The organism is Novosphingobium jiangmenense, assembly GCF_015694345.1.
GTDB lineage: Bacteria > Pseudomonadota > Alphaproteobacteria > Sphingomonadales > Sphingomonadaceae > Novosphingobium > Novosphingobium jiangmenense.
Window position 1 is genome coordinate 115,133 of sequence record NZ_JADQDC010000006.1, and the last position, 17,572, is coordinate 132,704.

The window sequence follows — 17,572 nt, forward strand, 5'->3', positions numbered from 1 at the left end:
CGCTCGTCCACGCAGGGAAGTGCGTTTCGTTCTCGACTTGTTTCATTCGGGTGACACGGTGCCACACGCACGCAATGCGAATCCGCCATTGGTGGCTCCAGATGGAGAAAGGTTCGCTCATGGCACCCCACGCCAAGCTCGCCGGCAAGACGCCGTTCAAGTCTGCCGCCGATCTGCTGTCTTCGGCCCCTGCCTGGCTTGATTTGCCGGAACCGCGCGGCTTTCGCCCCAAGCGCCGTTTGCGCACGGTGTGGATTTCCGACGTGCACCTCGGCACGCGGGGCTGCAATGCGGCGATGCTGCTCGACTTCCTCGCGGCAATCGAGTGCGAGACGCTCTACCTGGTCGGCGACATTGTCGATGGCTGGCGACTGTGCAAGGGCTGGTACTGGCCGGATGCGCACAACGAGGTCATCCGCCGCATCCTCAAGATGGCGCATCGCGGGACGCGGGTGATCCTGATCGCGGGCAACCATGACGAGATGCTGCGCCCCTATGCCGGGATGAGCTTCGGCGGCGTGGAACTGGCGTTGGAGGCGATCCACAAGACTGCCGACGGGCGGCGCCTGCTGGTGACGCACGGTGACGGGTTCGATGGCGTGGTGCTCTATGCCCGCTGGCTCGCCTTCCTCGGCGACAAGGCCTACTCGCTGTTGCTGCGAGCGAACGTGCTGTTCAACTTGGCCCGCCGCCAGTTCAAGCTGCCGTACTGGTCACTTTCGGCCTACCTCAAGAAGAAGGTCAAGAACGCAGTCCAGTTCGTCTGCGACTTCGAGGAGGCCGTGGCCCACGCCGCGCGGGACATGGGCGTGGATGGTGTGGTCTGCGGGCACATCCACTGCGCCGAGATCCGCCAGATCGGCGACGTGACTTACTACAATGATGGCGACTGGGTGGAGAGCTGCACCGCGCTGGCCGAGGAATTCGATGGGAGCATGGCGATCATCGACTGGGCCGACGAGACGCGGCGGGCCGCAGCCGTAAAGGCCGCTCTGAAGCCGATCCCGCAACTCGAGGAAGAACCGGCATGAGAATCGCGATCTGCACCGACGCCTGGCACCCCCAAGTGAACGGCGTGGTCCGCACGCTGGCAGCGACGGTGGAGCGGCTGGTCGCGCGCGGCCACGAGGTCGAACTGGTCACCCCGAGCCAGTTTCTGACCATGCCGCTGCCGGGCTACAGCGAGATCCGGCTGGCGATGCTGCCGCGCTTCGGAACGCGCCGAACCCTCAGCGATTTCGCCCCGGATGTCGTGCACATCGCCACCGAGGGACCGATCGGCTGGAGCGCGCGGAGCTGGTGCAAGGCCAATGGCGTGCCGTTCACAAGCGCCTTCCACACGCGCTTCCCTGAATATGCCGCGGTGCGAACGGGTCTCAAGCCGGAGCGGTTCTGGCCGGTCATGCGACGGTTCCACGGGGCAAGTCGCGCGGTGCTGGTATCGACGCCGACACTGGCGCACGAACTGGCCAGCCATGGCCTGAACCACACGCGGCTGTGGACGCGCGGAATCGACCGCGAGGTGTTCCACCCGCATCATGATCCCCTGCCCGAACTGGCAGACCTGCCCCGCCCGATCATGCTGAACGTGGGGCGAGTGGCGATCGAGAAGAACATCGAGGCATTTCTGCATGCCGACGTGCCCGGAACCAAGGTCATCGTCGGCGACGGTCCAGCGCTGACGCGACTGAAAGACCGGTTCCCCGATGCGGTATTCCTCGGCGCTCGCCATGGCGTTGAGCTGGCGCGGGCCTATGCCTCTGCGGATGTCTTCGTATTCCCGAGCAAGACCGACACTTTCGGCCTTGTCGTTATCGAAGCGCTGGCCTGCGGCGTACCGGTTGCAGCCTACCCGGTGCCCGGACCGCTGGACATCATTGGCTTTGGCGGCCGCGGGCCCGACAATGATCTTCCCATGACGATCGGCGCGCTGGAGGACGATCTCGCCTTGGCCATTGCCAAGGCGCTGCGATGCGACCGCGTGGGCGCGGCGGTACAGGGGGCACGGCACAACTGGGACCGGGCCACCGACCAGTTCCTCGATGCCGTGCGCGAGGCGGTGCAATCCGAGGCGCGGCTGGAGATCGCCTGATTGCGGCCTTAGCCAAAGGCGGCACATAAGCGGTGGAAAGCTCCGGACGCGCCATGCTAAGCGCCGGGCCATGGAGCCCGTTGCCGCATGCTAGCCGACCTGCAAGTTCAACCTGTTGTGATTGAAGCACAATCCAGCAAGCCCGCGCCCGGCGAAGAGCTGCCCGCGGGCGTGCGGGAGATGGTTGGTTCCGCGCTTGAATCCGGAAATGCGGCCGAGGCCGAGGTGGTCATCCGGACGGCAAAGCGGGCCTATCCCGGCGCGGCCGACGCGATCGAACAGATCGTGGCGCAATGGAAGGTCATGCGCGCGGCTACCGCAATCGCCAGGGCAGACGCCGCCCCCGCTGCACCTGCGCGCCGCGACACGGCACCGACAGCGGCTGAAGCGGGCGGCACGAGGCTGACCGGCGAAGGCGAGGCAGGCGCTTTTGCCAACACCGGGAACGCTCCCGGCATCGGCCTGGTCGGTGGTTTCAAGCTTCTGGCCGAAGGGCAGAACTGGCGCGTCGCCACGTCCGCCCGCGCCGATTATCAGGAAACGGCCGATGTCGTTACGCGAGAGCAATACCGGTTCTCTGCCGAGCCGAACTACAAGTTCGATGATCGCGGCTACATTTACGGGCTGGGCCAGTTCGAGAAGGACCGCTTTCAGGGATTTGCCTCGCGCTACAGCATATCCGGCGGCCTCGGGTACAGCGTGCTGAAGGATGAGGGAGCCAAGCTCAGCGTCAAGGCCGGGCCTGCGTGGCGCGTGACCAATCCGGTGGGTGCGGAACGGGAATCGGTTGTCGCGGGACTCGCCTCGATCGAGGCCAAGTTCAAGCTCTCGCCGTCACTGGAATACAGCCAAGACGCGAGCGCCTATGTCGATGCGCAAGGCAGCACGTTCTACACGTTAGCTGCGCTGGATTCCCGCCTCATCGGAAAGCTGAAGGCGCGGCTTTCGTACATGATCCAGCACGAAACCGCCCCGGAACTCGGGCGGCTTGGCACGGATACGACAAGCCGGCTGACGCTGGTCTATGGGTTCTGAATGAAGATCAGGGGGTTCTGAGCGAAGCTCAGACGGCCTTGGTGCCCGGCGCGTACTTGTTCATCAGCTCGTACGAGCGCTCGTACCATTTGCTGCCGGGATAGTTGGTGCCGAGAACCGCAGCAGCCTTCTGCGCTTCCTGCGGCAGGCCGAGCGAAAGGTAGCTTTCGACCAGGCGATAGAGCGCTTCGGGCGTGTGGCTGGTGCTCTGGAACTTGTCGACCACGGTGCGGAAGCGAAGCGTGCCCGCCAGCCACTTGCCGCTGCGCTGGTACATGCGACCGATCTCCATCTCCTTGCCGGCAAGGTGATCGTTGATCAGGTCGATCTTCAGGCGCGCATCCGCCGCGTAGTCGGTGTTGGGATAACGGCGAACCAGCTCGTTCATCGCCGTCAGCGCCTGCTGGGTGATCTTCTGGTCGCGCGTGACGTCGGAGATCTGTTCGTAATAGCACAGCGCGACGAGGTAGTAGGCGTAGGGCGCGTCCTTGTTGCCGGGGTGTATCGACAGGAAGCGCTGGGCCGACTGGACCGACTTCGAGTAATCGCGCGCGACGTAGTAGCTGAAAGCGCTCATCAGCTGGGCGCGACGGGCCCACGGCGAATAGGGGTGCTGGCGCTCGACCTCGTCGAACAGCGCGGCAGCCTGCTTCGAATCGCCGCGATCGAGACGATCCTTCGCGGCGGTGTAGAGCGTGTCGACGTCGCGAGCGACGTAGGCGACGTCCTTCTTCTTGTTTCCTCCGCCAGCACAGCCTGCAGTCACGCCCATGGCGACAGTGGCAGCAGCAAGGACGGCGAAGCGCAGCGGACGGCGCATGTCGAGGACGGTCATGCCGACCCTATAGCCAGCCGGTTCCTGAACGCCAAGTGAAGTTGCGGTCTTTTACGCTTCGGTGAAGGGAGGCTCCAGCGCGATCGGATCGGCAAGGGTGATCCGGTCAAGAATGGCGGCGGTTTCGTCGCGCAGCTGGAGCATCAGGCCGCGCAGCCGGCACTCGGCTTCGGGCAGGCAGTTGTTGCAGGTTTCATGGGCATTGCGGGCCGCGCAAGGCACGAGCGCCAGACTGCCCCGCGTCAGGCGGATAATATCGCCGTAACGGATGTCCACCGGCGGCAAGGCGAGCTCGTAGCCCCCCTCACGCCCGCGATGGGAAATGACGATTCCTTCCCGCGCCATCTCGGACAGGATCACGGTGAGGAACTTGCGCGGGATGTTCTGCGCCTCGGCGATCGCATCGAGGCGCACAGGGCCTTGCCCGAACGTGTCGGAAAGATGTTGCAGCGCCCGGATGGTATATCGCGTCTTTTGCGAAAGCATTCGGCACAGATGAACACTCGCGGGCGAATGTCAACGCGCCGGGTAGAATTTCGGGATGACACTGCCCTGCCCGGACAGCAATCGCGCCCGGCCTCCTGAGGAGACCGGGCGCGTGGCGTCTGTTGCTGCCTGCGGTTGCGACCCGTCAGACTCTATTTTGCGCCTGCAAGGCTTTCCACGAAATCAAGGCGCGCGCGATATGGATCTTCGACATGGTCGGTGCCCTTTTCGGCTATGAGCATGACCTTGGAGTCGTCGGCTGTAGCGGCAGGCCAATCGGTGCCCGGCGCACCGGTAACCGCAAACTCGATCCAGCGCTTGTGGGTGGCACTGGCGACCGCCTGCTCTCCCGGAACCACCTTCCACTGCGTTCGTGCCGCGAGCGTATCGAACACGTAGGGGATTTCGCTGGCATGGGGTGCGCCGCCCATTGCGTCGCGGAAGGTGGGATGGGCATAGCCAAATCGGTAGAGCCACGCCGATTGGCCGCGCTGCGCCAGACCGCGCGCAACGGCGCGGGCCGGTTCGATGAAGGTCCGGTCAGCGCTGGTCATCACCGCAACCTGCAAGGGTGCGCCCTGCCCGGTCGGATCGTAGAGCTTGCGCGCTTCGTCGGCCTTTGATCCGTAGCTGGCCCAGATCTTGTCCTTGTCGGTGCCGAAGGGCAGCCCGTCCGCCGAATTGGATCCGACCATGACCGGCACCTTGGCATAAAGCCCTCCGGCGATAGCCTCCACCGGGCTGCCAAAAATCGTCCGCCCGTCGAGCATCGGCCCGGAATAAGTGGGCTGCGACATGGTCATCATCGAAAGATCGCCGGTGACCTTCTCCGCCGGGAGGGCGCGGAGCGAGGCGGCGTCCAGGCCGGGCGCGAAGAGTTCCCCTGCCTTGGCCGCGACGGCGACCGTGGGCGTCGGCAAGGAGCGGTCCCGACCGGCGCCGCTCTCGATGATCACCTTGCTGAAAAGCCCCCGCGCCTCCGGTGCCTGCAGAAGCATGTGCATCGACATGCCGCCGGCGCTTTCGCCGAACACGGTGACATTGGCCGGATCACCGCCGAAGCTTGCTGCATTGGCCTGAACCCATTTCAGGGCCGCGATCTGATCGAGATAGCCGAAGTTGCCTCCGTAGCCCTCGGCGGCAAGTGCAGGATGCGCGAAGAAGCCGAAACGGCCGAGCCGGTAGTTGAGGCTGATGAGGACGACGCCGTCACGGGCGAAGTTCTCACCGGAATAGACCGCCGGCGAGGAACCACCATTGACGAAGCCGCCGCCATGCACCCAGACCATCACCGGAAGCTTCGCGCCCGCCTTGGCGGTGGAGGGCTTCCACACGTTGACGAAAAGGCAGTCTTCCGACGGGGTCGTGCGGATTGGTGCCGCATCTGGCGGGAACGGTGCCTGGAGGCAGTCTGCACCATAGTTCGTCGCATCGCGCACGCCGGTCCATGCTGCGGTTGGCTGCGGTGCCCGCCAGCGATTTTCGCCAACTGGCGGTGCGGCGTAGGGGATGCCGAGGAAAGCGCTGACGCCCTTGCCGCCATCCACGCCACGGACCTTGCCCGAGGCGGTTTCGACCACAACTTCCCCGGCAGGAGCCGGCCCCGCCTTGGCCTTCGCCGCTTGGGCCGCGGTCGGCATCGCCATCATCAGAGCCGTCCCCAACGCAAGCATTGCAGTCGCACGCATCCTTGATCCTTCCAGTTCCCTGAGCCGGCGATCAGTCCGGCCTCTTCTCCCCGCGGCTGCAACCTGTCGGTTGGCCGCGATGTGCCCCAACTGGTCGCAGAGGAATGTCAGCGTTGTCAAGGATATCGCGACAAATCGAAGACCTCGCAGCCGCGGTCCTTGTGGCGAAGGATCGGGCCGACTAAGTAAGGCCACCAAACAGAACCGGGAACGACCTGTTGCCGGCGCCACGGCTGAGCGGACATGAACCTCGCAACCTCTTCGACCGGCCCGGTGCGGGCTACCATGGATGACGTGGCACGCCACTCGGGCGTGTCACTCAAGAGCGTATCGCGCGTCATCAACGGCGAACCACACGTTTCGGCAACGCTCAGGGCGAAAGTCGAAGCCGCCATTGCCGAGCTCAAGTACGTTCCCGATGCCGCCGCCCGGTCGCTTGCCGGGTCGCGCACGTTCATCATCGGCCTCTTGCTCGACAACCCGAGTCCCAACTACACGATGAAGGTCCAGAAGGGCGTCTACGATGCCGTTCGCGCGCACCAGTACCACTTGCGCATCGACAACGTGGATTCGTCCGTCCCCGACGACGAGTTTTCCGCACAGCTCGAGGCCCTTGTGCGCAACAGCCGCTGCGACGGTTTTGTCCTGACGCCGCCGCTTTCGGACAACCTGTTGTTGCTCGACTTCCTCGACCAGAGCGGCATCCGCTACGTGCGGATCGCCCCTGCCCTCGAGAAATCGCGCGGCTCGGGAATCGTGATCGACGACGCCGCTGCCGCCGCAGCCATGGCCCGGCATCTGTGGGACCTCGGTCACCGTCGCTATGCGATCATGCGCGGCCCGACGGCACACATGGCCGCCGCGCGTCGGCGCGACGGTTTCATCGAGGAACTGAAGCGCCTTGGCCTTGAGCATCCGGTCATCGAAATCGATGCCGGGTTCAGTTTCGAGGGTGGCATCCGTGCCGGCGATTCCCTGCTCGCCAGCGGCCTGCGTCCGACCGCGATATTCGCGGGCAACGACGACAGCGCGGCCGGCGTCATGGCCGCATGTTCGAAGGCCGGGCTCAAGGTGCCCGACGACATCTCGGTATGCGGGTTCGACGACAGCTGGATCGCGCGGTCAGTGTGGCCCTATCTGACCACGGTCTATCAGCCGATCGAGGAAATGGGCCACGCCGCCGCATCGCTGCTGCTGAGACGGGACGAGCCGGAAAGCGCACTGCACCGGCTCGACTTCCACCTCGTCGTCAGGGATTCGACGGCCCCGCCGCCTCAAGCGTGACCGGCCCGATCAGGCCGGCAGGCCGTAGCGGCGCGTCGGCACGATAGGTCGGGAACGAGGTCCAGGTCACCTTCTTGGCATCGGGCTGCGCATCGCCGACCAGCCGGTTGACCCAGAGGTTGGCAACCTTCACTTCCAGCGTGTTGGTCCCCTTCGTGACCACACCTGACAGATCGACGCGGTAGGGCTTGTGCCAGGCATAACCGGCATGCTTGCCGTTGACCGAGACTTCGGCAATCTCGCCGACATCACCCAGGTTCAGCCAGAGCGGCGCGCCGGGCTTGGCGCCCTTGGGCAGGGTGAAGCTGGTGGTATAGGTTGCCATCCCCGAGAAGTACTTCACGCCGGGGTCCGCCTGTTCGGTCAGCGAGGTCAGCTTGGGCAAGGTGATAGACGCAGGCGCACCGCGCCCGGCCTGGAACGTGACCTGCCAAGGTTTGTCGAGCGTGGCGGCAACGGTGGGGACGACCTTCTTCAGCATCAGAGAAGCTGCCGGGGCAGGCTTGCGGAACACGACGAAGACCGAGCTTTCGGCGTCCAGCGTCATCGGCACCACGGTTTCGCCATTCTCGATGCGATAGGATACCGCTTCGGTGGCTCCCGTATCGGCGTGCCACAGTTCCGGCTGCTTGCCGGTAACGCGGAAGCGCGCCTCGACTTGCTCTGCGGCAGGCTTGCGGTTGTTGAGGAACCAGACATCGCCATCGGCAAGCTGGCGATGCACGAACAGCACTTCCGCATCGGCGCTTGCACCGGTCATGCGGAAGTCCGGGGCGACGCCCGCCACCTCCAGCGCCGCATCGACATCGGATGACGCGATGACCTGCCCCGCGCCAATCTTCGTGACCGGCTGGCCGCTCCACAGCTTCGCTACCAAAGCAGCAGATTCGGCACTGTTGTCTGCCAACGCCGGCGAGCTTTCCGGCGCCTGACCGATCACCGTGGCGCCGGCTTCGACCAGCGAGGCAAGGCGCTGCAACGTTGCTACCGTCATCCTGCGCGAGGAGCCGCCCAGCTGGATGGCACGGTAGCGTGCCCCGCCCTTGGCGACCACTTCATTTCCTTCGACCTTCACCGCCTCGAACAGCGCATCGCGGTTGATGAAGTCATAGGCGTGCGCCTTGGGCGCATCGGCGATGCGATTGCGGCCGTAGAGCGCAGTGAGCGGGCCTTCCTCGCCGTAGAAGTAGGCAACATCGGCAACGTTTCGTCCAGCCTGGAGCAGCAGCGATGAGCGCGCCATGTAGTCGACCCACGGTCGGGCCAGGTCCGCCCAAGCCTCGTGCCGGTTGAAGAACTGGCCAAAGATGGCCAGCGAAAGGCCCGGAACCTTGTCGTCGACCGGCTGGTGGACCGAAGTATGGACGACGGGGCGATTCACGCCGCTGGCAAACTCGAGATCGATGATGCGGCGAAGCTCGTTGGGCGCGTAGGCCCACGGAGCCAGTGCCGATGTCATCGATTCCGCCGCGACGAGGTTCTGACCATAGATGTGCGCGACCGAAGCCGCGCCCTTCATGTCCACGAGATAGCTGGGATTTGGCCCGGCCCTACGACTGAAGGTCCACAACGCCGCCATGGGCACGTCCGCGTGACTGCGCATCGCCATATCGTCACAGAGCGAAGGTCGGTTGTCTTCCAGCGCCTCGCCATAGACCTTGAGGCCATTTTCGTGGGCCACCTGAGCGACGGTGCCATAGTGCTCGGAAGCCATCAGATCGGCGAGAGTCTGGCGATAATCGCGGAGGAATTTGTCCGACTGCTCACGCGTGCCAACCAGCACGCCTGCCAGCGTCGGCAGATAAGGCAACGGATCATAGCCGCGCAGGCGCTTGAACTGTTCGACCATGCGTGGCGTCCAGTTGGCCGCGCCGACTTCGATGGAATCGGTCAGGAGCGCGCGCACACCGCGCTGGCCGACAAGCTCCTTACCGGCCGCATCCTTGTAGGTGCCGATGTAGTGTTCGAGATAGCGGCGGACGGCCGCGCCATCGAACTTGTCGACCTCGAGACCGGTAGCCTCGGGCGGTGCCGGGTGATTGGTAGTGCCGAGCAGGCTCGAGCCGAGGCGGATTACGCGCCACGTGCCCTTGGGCGGAGTCCAGTCAAGCGACCCGTCCGGACGCAGCTTGCCGGTCAGGTCGATGACCTTTGCAGGATCAACGCCGGCAGCAGTCGCATCGGGAGTGCCAAGGGCGTAGTAATCTCGCACGACCGCGAAGCCTGCCTTGGCTTCGAACTGGTCGATGGCCGCCTCGGAAGAGAGCCTGAACTGCATGATGTCGATCGGCGCTTTCGCCCCGGCAGCGATCATCTCGACGAAACCGCTCACGATCACGCCAGGCGCAGGATCGCCCATGTTCGACCCGTTGAACGGAAGAGGCGCCAGAACGAGGCGGAAGTGCCGCGCCGTCACGGGCTCGAAACTCACGGTCGAAGGTGCGCCGGTAACAGGCACGTCAGCGACTGGTCGCCAAGCACTGCCATCGTCGCTGGCTTCGAGACGGATTTCGAGCGTCGGCCCCGCGAACATGCTCTTGGCACCGGGGATCGCGATGGTGGCAGAACGGATGGTCTGCGGCTTGGCATAGCTTGCCACCAATGTCGTCGGAGCCTCGGCCGGACCGCGCGGCAGCGTCACGCCAGTGGTCAGGCTGGCATCGGCAAGAGCCGCCGCATCGAGCGGCTTTCCGGCCGAACCGTAGGCAGGAACAAGATCAGCCGCCACGATATCAGGGACTGCCAGGACCGCGATGTCGCTGTAGTGCTCTGGCGCCTTGAACCCCTTTTCGCCCGTGATCTTCACCAGCGGATCGGAATCCGGCATGTCGAGGAACGGTCCGGTGGTTACAGGCGGCATCGGTAGCTTGCCAGTGAACTTCTTGCCACCCTTCACGCGGGTTTCGGCCCAGACGACCTTCTTCAGACCATCTTCGGCCTTCACCCACGGCCCGCCGGTTTCCGACCAGCCCGGCGATGCGGCGATCGCAAGTTCGAGGCCCAAACGGTCAGCCTCGCTGGCGGCAAATCGAAAGGCGTCCTTCCATTCCGGTGTCATGTAGACGAGGCGCTTGTCCACCACTTGTGGCGTATCGAGTCCGGCATCGAAGTTCTGCATGCCGCCGATACCGACGCGCTTCATCCAGGCGAGATCCTTGGCGATCCCGTCCTTGGTCACGTTGCCGTTCATCCAGTGCCACCACACGCGCGGGCGCGCTTCCATCGGCGGGTCCTGGAACTGTTGGGCGAGCGTGTCTGCAGTGGTCGCGGCCTGCTGGGTTGCCGGACCTTCTGCAAGGGCAACCGGAGACAGCAGCGTGCTGCAGGCGAGGATCGTTGCGGCCGAAAGGCCCCGGCGAATGGTCATGCTGCTCTCTCCGGAAATGCTTCTTGTAATTGAAAATCAGACGATGCCAGCGCCCAGCCCGACAGCCTTGCGTTCCTGCGCCTTGCGGCTGCGGTACTGGCTGAGACGGTAGGCTTCGAGCACATCGATGGCGCCGCCCGCTTCCACCCGCGCCTTGGCCAGGATCGGGGCGACATCGACATTGTAGGCGCGGCGCAGGGCCTGGAAGGCCATCATGGTGTCGTTGGCCTCCTGCGCCGCGTGCAGCGCCTCGCGGTCCACAAGCTGCGCCTTGGCGAAGCACTGGGTGATCGTCTCGGCGCTCGACAGCATGGATTCGATCGGATCGGTCACGTTGTGCGACTGATCGATCATGTAGCTCGGGTTGAAGCCGTCCCTCGGATTGAGTTCGGCCTCGACCAGTTCGTTGAACACCAGGAAGAGCTGGTGCGGATTGATCGAGCCGCTGTCGAGGTCATCGTCACCGTACTTGCTGTCGTTGAAGTGGAAGCCGCCGAGCTTCCCGAAGCGATGCAGGCGCGCGACGATCTGTTCGATGTTCACGTTGGGCGCATGGTGGCCCAAGTCGACGAGGCACTTGGCCTTGGGGCCGAGTTCCTGCGCGGCGAGGATCGAGGAGCCCCAGTCGCTGATCACGGTCGAGTAGAAGGCAGGCTCGAACATCTTGTGTTCGAGCAGCATCCGCCAGTCGTCCGGCAGTGCGGCGTATATCTTCGAAGCGGCTTCGAGATAGCGGTCAAGGCTGCGGCCAAGATCCTGCTGGCCGGGGAAGTTGGTGCCATCGCCGACCCACACCGTCAGATCGGTCGATCCAAGCTGGCGGCCGATCTCGATGCATTCGATGTTGTGGTCCACCGCCTGCTGACGCGTCGCGGCATCCTGTGCGGCGAGCGAGCCGTTGGCGTAAGTGTGCGCCTGACCGACCTGGTCCTGGAAGGTGTTGGAGTTCACCGCATCCCAACCCAGGCCGAGGGCGGCGGCTTCCTCGCGCAGGGCCTTGTAGTCGTTGACCTTGTCCCACGGGAAGTGGGGCGAGACGCGGGGCGTGACGCGCGAGAGCTGCTGGATGACCGCGCAGTCCTCAAGCTTCTCGTGGATGTTGGTCGGCTCGCCCGCAATCGGGAACTTGGCAAAGCGCGTACCACCACGACCCGCCCCCCACGAAGGCACGGCGACGGAGAACCCGGCGACGCGTTCCTTGATCGCATCGATATCGATCCCGGTGCGCGAAAGCTTGCGCCCAAGCGCGGCGTAATCTTCCTCGAGCGCCTCGGCGTGAACGGCATTGCGTTCGGCGATCAGGTCGAGCGAGATCGGCAGTTCGGTCATGTCTTTATCCTCTCCCGGAGACTTAGCGCGTGAAGGCTTGCGCGTTGCCCGCGTCGACGTTGATCATGTTGCCGGTGGACTTTGCGCTCATGTCCGAGCCGAGGAAATAGACAGCTTCGGCAATGTCCTCGGGCAGGACGTCGCGCTTGAGCATGGAACGCTGGCGGTAGTGCTCTTCCAGTTCCTTGCCACTGTCGATGCCGTGGGCCCCGGCGCGTTCCTTGCGCCAGTCGCCGTCCCAGATCTTGCTGCCCTTGATCACCGCATCGGGATTGACGGTGTTGACGCGGATGCCGTGCGGGGCGCCTTCAAGCGCAAGGCAGCGGGCGAGATGGTTGGCAGCCGCCTTGGCCGAGGCATAGGCGCTGGCATTGGTCGCCGCGGCAACGCCGTTCTTCGAACCGATGAACACGACCGACGAGCCACCTTGCTCCTTCATCCGCTTCATCAGCGGCCAGGCAGCGCGTGCGGTGAGGAAGTAGCCCTGCGCCAGAACGTCATAGTTGCGGTTCCACAGCTCAATCGTGGTCTCCTCGATCGGCGCGGACGAAGCGATGCCGGCATTGGCCACCAGGATGTCCAACCCGCCGAATTCACGCGCCGCCACATCGATAGCAGCCTGCACCTGTGCCTCGTCAGTGACATCGCAAACGGCAGCGCGCACGACGTCCTTGCCGAACTGCTTGGCAAAGCCCGCCCGCACCTCTTCCACGGCGTCAGCCGCGCGGTCAGCCAGAACCACGCAGGCCCCCTCGCGGAGCAGTCGGGCAGCGGACGCAGCGCCGATGCCGCCTGCCCCGCCGGTAACCAATGCAATCTTGCCGACCAGCGGCTTGGGCGCAGGCATGCGCTGCAGCTTGGCTTCCTCGAGCAGCCAGTATTCGATGTCGAAGGCTTCCTGCTCGTCGAGCGCGATGTAGTCGCCGATCGCCTCGGCCCCGCGCATCACGTTGATCGCATTGCCGTAAAATTCACCGGCGAGACGCGCCGTGGTCTTGTCGGTGGCGAAGGTGATGCGACCGACGCCCGGCACCAGCACGACGACCGGGTTGGAATCTCGCATGGCAGGCGAGTTGGGCCGCTTGCAGCGTTCATAATAGGCCGCATACATCTCGCGGTAATCGGCAATCTTCTGCGCCAGATAGGCGTCGTCCTGCAGGCGCGCCGGATCGAGCGTCAGCGGAGCGATCTTGGTGCGCAGGAAATGGTCAGGACATGAAGTGCCCAGCGCCGCGAGACGTTCGAAATCGACCGAGCCGGTGAACTCCAGCGCCTCGGCGTCGTCCGAGAAATGGCCGAGCTTCTGGCGCGCACCGGTCATGAAGCCGCGCAGGCGGGGCATCAGATCGGCGGCAATGGCAGCGCGATCCGGATTGGGAGCAACCTTCTGGCCGCCAAAAGCAGGTGCGCTGCCAAGCTTGGCATTCAGATAATTCGCAGCATCGGCAATCAACTGCACCGTGTGCTCGTAACAGGCTTTGGCGCTGTCGGCCCAGCATATGATCCCGTGGCCTGCGAGCATGACGCCCTCGACCTGCGGATTGGCCTTCACGTAATCACGCAGCATTACCCCGAGCGTGTAGCCGGGCCGCTTCCACGGCAGCCAGCCGATCTTGCCGCCCCAGATCTCCTGCGTTGCCGCCTCGCCGCCCGAAGACGCGGCCAGTGCGATGATCGCATCGGGATGCACGTGATCGACATGCGCGAAGGGCAGCAGCGAGTGCAGCGGCGTGTCGATCGAGGCAGCGCGGCCATTCAGGTTGAACGTGCAGTGCGGCAGGAAGCCGACCATCTTGTCGTCGTCGTCCGGGCCCGCATAGTGCGCCTCGAGGCCGAGCAGCTTCGCCTGGTAGAGCGTGGCAAAGCCATCGAGCTTCATCGAACCGATGTCGCCGCCCGATCCCTTGACCCAAAGCACTTCAACCTTCTCGCCCGTAAGCGGGTCGACCTCTTCGAGCTTGGCCGAAGTGTTGCCGCCGCCGAAGTTCGTCACCGTCAGGTCACCGCCGAGCAGGTTCGAGCGGTAGAGCAGCAGTTCGGCGGGGCTGAGCTTACCTGCAACCGATTCGTCCCAGCGACTTGAAGGCACGGCAAACGGAAGGGCAGCGGTAATCGGGGTATGTGCGTTCATGGCATCCCTGCGGCAATTGCGCGAGTTTCGCGGTTGGCGATTCTCTAGCAGACTGCGCAAAAACGATCAAGAATGATCATTTATGATTATTTGGACACCAGGCACGGAAAAGCCCCGCACTCGAAAGTGCGAGGCTCGAACTGCTACGGATTGTGGATCAGCGGGCGGACTGTTCCAGGAACGCAATCAGATCCGCCCGGTCCTGTGGGTTGGCCAGCGGCGGGAATGCCATGCGGTTGCCAGGAACGTACTTCGACGGCCCTGACAGAAATGCATCCAGCGTCTCGGCATTCCAGACAACGGCCTTGTCCTTCAGAGCCTGAGAGTAATTGAAGTTGGGCATAGTGCCGGACGTGCGCCCGACCACACCCTTGAGCGATGGCCCAAGCCGGGTGGCGCCTGTATTGAGGTCGTGGCAAGCGGCGCATCGGGCGTAGACAGTCTTGCCGCGCACCGGATCCCCCGAGGCCTGTTGCGCCATCGCGGTGCCGGCAAGTGCCAGCGACGCTACGCCAAGGAGTGCGATAGGCTTCATCGAGCGGGGTCCTTTGAACATGGGCAGAGCATAGCGCCCAAGGTATGTCCCGCGGCTGAACGGTCAATCCTTCGCCGGTGCCGAAAGATAGAGCTTCATCAGGATGCGGAACAATTCCGACTTCTCCCGCGCCGTAAGGCTGGAAGTGAGTTCCGTTTCGTGCTCGGCAATGGCCAGCCGCGCCCGGCCTAGAACGTCACGCCCCTCGTCGGTCAGCCACAGACCGCCGGCACGGCGATCCAGCTTCGAGGGCTCATTCAGCAGATAGCCGTTCTTGATCAGCTGCCGCACGAACTGGTGCACGGTCGGGCGTTCGATCTGGAAGAACTTCGAAAGGTCGGTCTGCTTCACCCCGGGATTGGCGTTGACCAGCCACAGGATCGCCACCTGCTTGGGCGTGACGCTCATCGGATCGAGCCGCTTCTCGAGGCGGGTCACGAACAGGGTGTTGACCGTGCCGATATGCAGGCCAAGAACGGAATCGAGCTCGTCGAGATCGAGATCGGGCACGACGGATTGACGGGTAATCTCTGCCGTAGCCACGGATTGTCCTTCCAACGCTGGCGCGCGGCTCCTTCAATGCGGCGGAAATGCTCGCAGGATCGCGCGGCGGTCGGCTCCGTCCATTAGTAAAGCATACAAGTTCTGCAAAGTGTTTTGTGCAATGCACATTGGAGCCTTCATCCGTGGAAAACCCCGCGCGCCGTGCTTCAGCCTCGACAAAGACAGCGATATCGCGCACTTCGACTTGGAAACGGGGAGAATGAGCAATGTCGGGCAAGGTTATACTGGCAATTGTCGCAACCGCCCTTACGGCCACAGTCGCGCAGGCCCAGAGCGGTCCGAGCGCGCCCCCGCCTTCGCTCACTTATGCCTTCACCGTGAAGGCCACGCTGGCACCGCCAGTTGAACAGGGCGAAATCGACACCGGTCGCAAGCGGTTCATCCCGATAACCGGCGGCACCGTCAGCGGCCCGGCGCTGAACGGGGAAGTGCTTCCCGGCGGCGGCGACTGGCAGGCCATCCTGCCGGGCGGGCTGACCTCGATCGAGGCACGCTATTTCCTGAAGACCACGGACGGGACCGTGATCGAAGTGACCAATCCGGGCGTGCGCACCGCCGCGCCCGAGGTAATCGAAAAGCTGGCGAAGGGCGAAGCCGTCGATCCGTCGGCCTACTACTTCCGCACGACACCGCGCTTCTCGGTCAAGCCCGGCGCCTATGAATGGCTGCGGCGCAAGGTGTTCGTCGCACGCGGCATTCGCAAGCCCGATGGCGTGGTGATCGATTTCTACGCCGTAGAGTAAAGGCTTCTCAGGCTTCGACCGGTGCTGTCGTCATCCCCAGCGCGGGGATGCCGACCGACCGGCGACCGCCATAATCGGTGCGGACCACGATGAGGTTGCCCTTCTCGAGATGTTCCAGCAGGCGACGGATGCGGCCCGATGAGCGCGTGCCGTATATCTCGGCCAGACGCTCGTCATCAGGGCAAGGTGCGCCTTCCACGGCCGCGCGGGCGAGCGTCAGGAAAGGCGCAAGCAGGTCGTCAGGCACGTCCTTGCCGATGCGCAGCAGGTCCTGCCACTGTGCTGCCTTGTCGTCATAGATCCCCGCAACAGCCATCGCGAAGCGGCGGCGGAAAGCGCCCAGATCCATCCCCGGCAGGATGCGCAACATGCGGCAGCGGACGGTGAAGTCCTGATAGAGCTGCGATGCGGGCTGGAAGGTGCAATCGGGCTCGGCCGCCATTTCGGCGAGGATCGAGGCAATGCTCGCGGCCGTCTCCTCTGCCTCGAACAGACTGGGCGCTGCAGGTGGTTCGACCTGTTCGGCGGCAGGCACGAAGCCTTCGATCTGCTCGAGCAATTCGCCGCTTTCGGGAGCAAGAACTTCCGGCTCGGGCGCGCGGGGCGGCGGCTCCATTGCCAGTGGCTCGGACAGCAGGATCGATTCCATCTCCGCCCCGGCAGCATTCGGCAGCGGCATCAGCCCTTGCACCACGTTTCGCGCGCGGGTCTGAACGTCGGCAATACGGACGCTGACCGGGCGACGAGCTATGGCCGGGCCAAGGCCAAGGAAGTGCCCACGTTCGAGATCGCGGATCTTCTCCGCCTCGCGCCGCTCCATGCCGAGCAGATCGGCTGCGCGCGCCATGTCGATGTCGAGGAAGGTGCGCCCCATCAGGAAGTTGGAGGCTTCGGCGGCGACGTTCTTCGCGAGCTTGGCAAGGCGCTGCGTGGCGATGACGCCGGCAAGTCCGCGCTTGCGCCCGCGGCACATCAGGTTGGTCATGGCCGAAAGGCTGAGGCGGCGCACTTCGTCCGTCACGTCACCGGCGGCGGCAGGCGCGAACATCTGCGCCTCGTCGACGACCACAAGCGCCGGATACCACTCGTCGCGCGGGGCATCGAACAGGGTGTTGAGGAACACCGCCGCGCAGCGCATCTGCGCTTCTAGTTCAAGCCCGTCGAGCGCGAGGATCACCGAAGCGCGATGCTTGCGGATCCGTGCGGCCAGCTTGGCGATCTCGGGCCCGTCATAGGCAGAACCATCCACCACGACGTGGCCGAAAGGCTCGGCCAGCGTGACGAAATCACCCTCCGGATCGATCACCACCTGCTGGACGATGCTGGCGCTCTCTTCGAGCAAACGGCGCAGCAGGTGCGACTTGCCCGACCCGCTGTTGCCCTGCACCAGCAGGCGGGTGGCAAGGAGTTCCTCGACGTCGATCCTGACAGAGGCGCCGGACCGGTCGGCGCCGATGACGATTGATGCGCTCACGCCTGACGC

14 protein-coding genes are annotated in these 17,572 nt (G+C 64.4%); 5 read left to right on the top strand and 9 right to left on the bottom strand.

The annotated features are described in order from the left end of the window. The first annotated feature begins 119 nt into the window (after nt 1–119). The 3 genes from I2488_RS10640 to I2488_RS10650 all read left to right on the top strand — a co-directional run bounded on the left by I2488_RS10640 (nt 120) and on the right by I2488_RS10650 (nt 3,127). Nucleotides 120–1,031 carry a UDP-2,3-diacylglucosamine diphosphatase gene (locus I2488_RS10640; RefSeq protein ID WP_196275779.1) on the top strand — a complete coding sequence of 304 codons (912 nt, stop codon included), beginning with the start codon at nt 120–122 and terminating at the stop codon, nt 1,029–1,031. After that, complete coding sequence (locus I2488_RS10645; protein ID WP_196275780.1) at nt 1,028–2,092, top strand: glycosyltransferase family 4 protein; 1,065 nt, start codon at nt 1,028–1,030, stop codon at nt 2,090–2,092. The genes I2488_RS10640 and I2488_RS10645 overlap by 4 nt, the downstream gene beginning before the upstream one ends. Before the next feature lie 117 nt (nt 2,093–2,209). Beyond that, entirely contained in the window at nt 2,210–3,127 is a 918-nt protein-coding gene (locus I2488_RS10650) for a DUF481 domain-containing protein (RefSeq protein ID WP_343071043.1), read from the top strand. Between the two features lie 28 nt (nt 3,128–3,155). On the opposite strand, the gene I2488_RS10655 is transcribed toward I2488_RS10650, so the two are convergent. The 3 genes from I2488_RS10655 to I2488_RS10665 all read right to left on the bottom strand — a co-directional run bounded on the left by I2488_RS10655 (nt 3,156) and on the right by I2488_RS10665 (nt 6,136). Then, nucleotides 3,156–3,962, bottom strand: a complete 807-nt coding sequence (locus tag I2488_RS10655; RefSeq protein ID WP_196275782.1) for an outer membrane protein assembly factor BamD — start codon at nt 3,960–3,962, stop codon at nt 3,156–3,158. A gap of 51 nt (nt 3,963–4,013) precedes the next feature. After that, entirely contained in the window at nt 4,014–4,448 is a 435-nt protein-coding gene (locus I2488_RS10660) for an RrF2 family transcriptional regulator (protein WP_196275783.1), read from the bottom strand. 152 nt (nt 4,449–4,600) lie between these two features. Next, on the bottom strand, nt 4,601–6,136 hold the full coding sequence (locus tag I2488_RS10665; protein ID WP_246465606.1) for a carboxylesterase/lipase family protein: 1,536 nt from the start codon (nt 6,134–6,136) through the stop codon (nt 4,601–4,603). A gap of 243 nt (nt 6,137–6,379) precedes the next feature. On the opposite strand from I2488_RS10665, the gene I2488_RS10670 reads away from it, so the two are divergent. Continuing rightward, nucleotides 6,380–7,420, top strand: a complete 1,041-nt coding sequence (locus I2488_RS10670; RefSeq protein ID WP_196275785.1) for a LacI family DNA-binding transcriptional regulator — start codon at nt 6,380–6,382, stop codon at nt 7,418–7,420. On the opposite strand, the gene I2488_RS10675 is transcribed toward I2488_RS10670, so the two are convergent. From I2488_RS10675 to I2488_RS10695, 5 genes are all read right to left on the bottom strand, one after another. Next, nucleotides 7,386–10,787 carry a glycosyl hydrolase gene (locus I2488_RS10675; RefSeq protein ID WP_196275786.1) on the bottom strand — a complete coding sequence of 1,134 codons (3,402 nt, stop codon included), beginning with the start codon at nt 10,785–10,787 and terminating at the stop codon, nt 7,386–7,388. The two genes, I2488_RS10670 and I2488_RS10675, sit on opposite strands and share 35 nt — an antisense overlap. A 36-nt stretch (nt 10,788–10,823) precedes the next feature. Next, nucleotides 10,824–12,116 (bottom strand): L-rhamnose catabolism isomerase, encoded by a 1,293-nt coding sequence (gene rhaI, locus I2488_RS10680; RefSeq protein WP_196275787.1) that lies wholly within the window; start codon nt 12,114–12,116, stop codon nt 10,824–10,826. A gap of 22 nt (nt 12,117–12,138) precedes the next feature. Next, entirely contained in the window at nt 12,139–14,247 is a 2,109-nt protein-coding gene (locus I2488_RS10685; RefSeq protein WP_196275788.1) for a bifunctional rhamnulose-1-phosphate aldolase/short-chain dehydrogenase, read from the bottom strand. A gap of 157 nt (nt 14,248–14,404) precedes the next feature. After that, nucleotides 14,405–14,782: a c-type cytochrome gene (locus I2488_RS10690; protein WP_196275789.1), complete on the bottom strand. Its 378-nt coding sequence runs from the start codon at nt 14,780–14,782 to the stop codon at nt 14,405–14,407. A 63-nt stretch (nt 14,783–14,845) separates the two neighbouring features. Beyond that, nucleotides 14,846–15,325 carry a MarR family transcriptional regulator gene (locus tag I2488_RS10695; RefSeq protein WP_196275790.1) on the bottom strand — a complete coding sequence of 160 codons (480 nt, stop codon included), beginning with the start codon at nt 15,323–15,325 and terminating at the stop codon, nt 14,846–14,848. A 227-nt stretch (nt 15,326–15,552) separates the two neighbouring features. Between I2488_RS10695 and I2488_RS10700 the strand changes: the two genes are divergently transcribed. Then, nucleotides 15,553–16,089, top strand: coding sequence for a DUF3237 domain-containing protein (locus I2488_RS10700; protein ID WP_196275791.1), 537 nt, complete (start codon nt 15,553–15,555; stop codon nt 16,087–16,089). 7 nt (nt 16,090–16,096) lie between these two features. Here the strand turns inward: I2488_RS10700 and I2488_RS10705 are convergent, their stop codons facing one another. Further along, nucleotides 16,097–17,563, bottom strand: coding sequence for a helicase HerA domain-containing protein (locus I2488_RS10705; protein WP_196275792.1), 1,467 nt, complete (start codon nt 17,561–17,563; stop codon nt 16,097–16,099). Nucleotides 17,564–17,572: the final 9 nt, after the last annotated feature.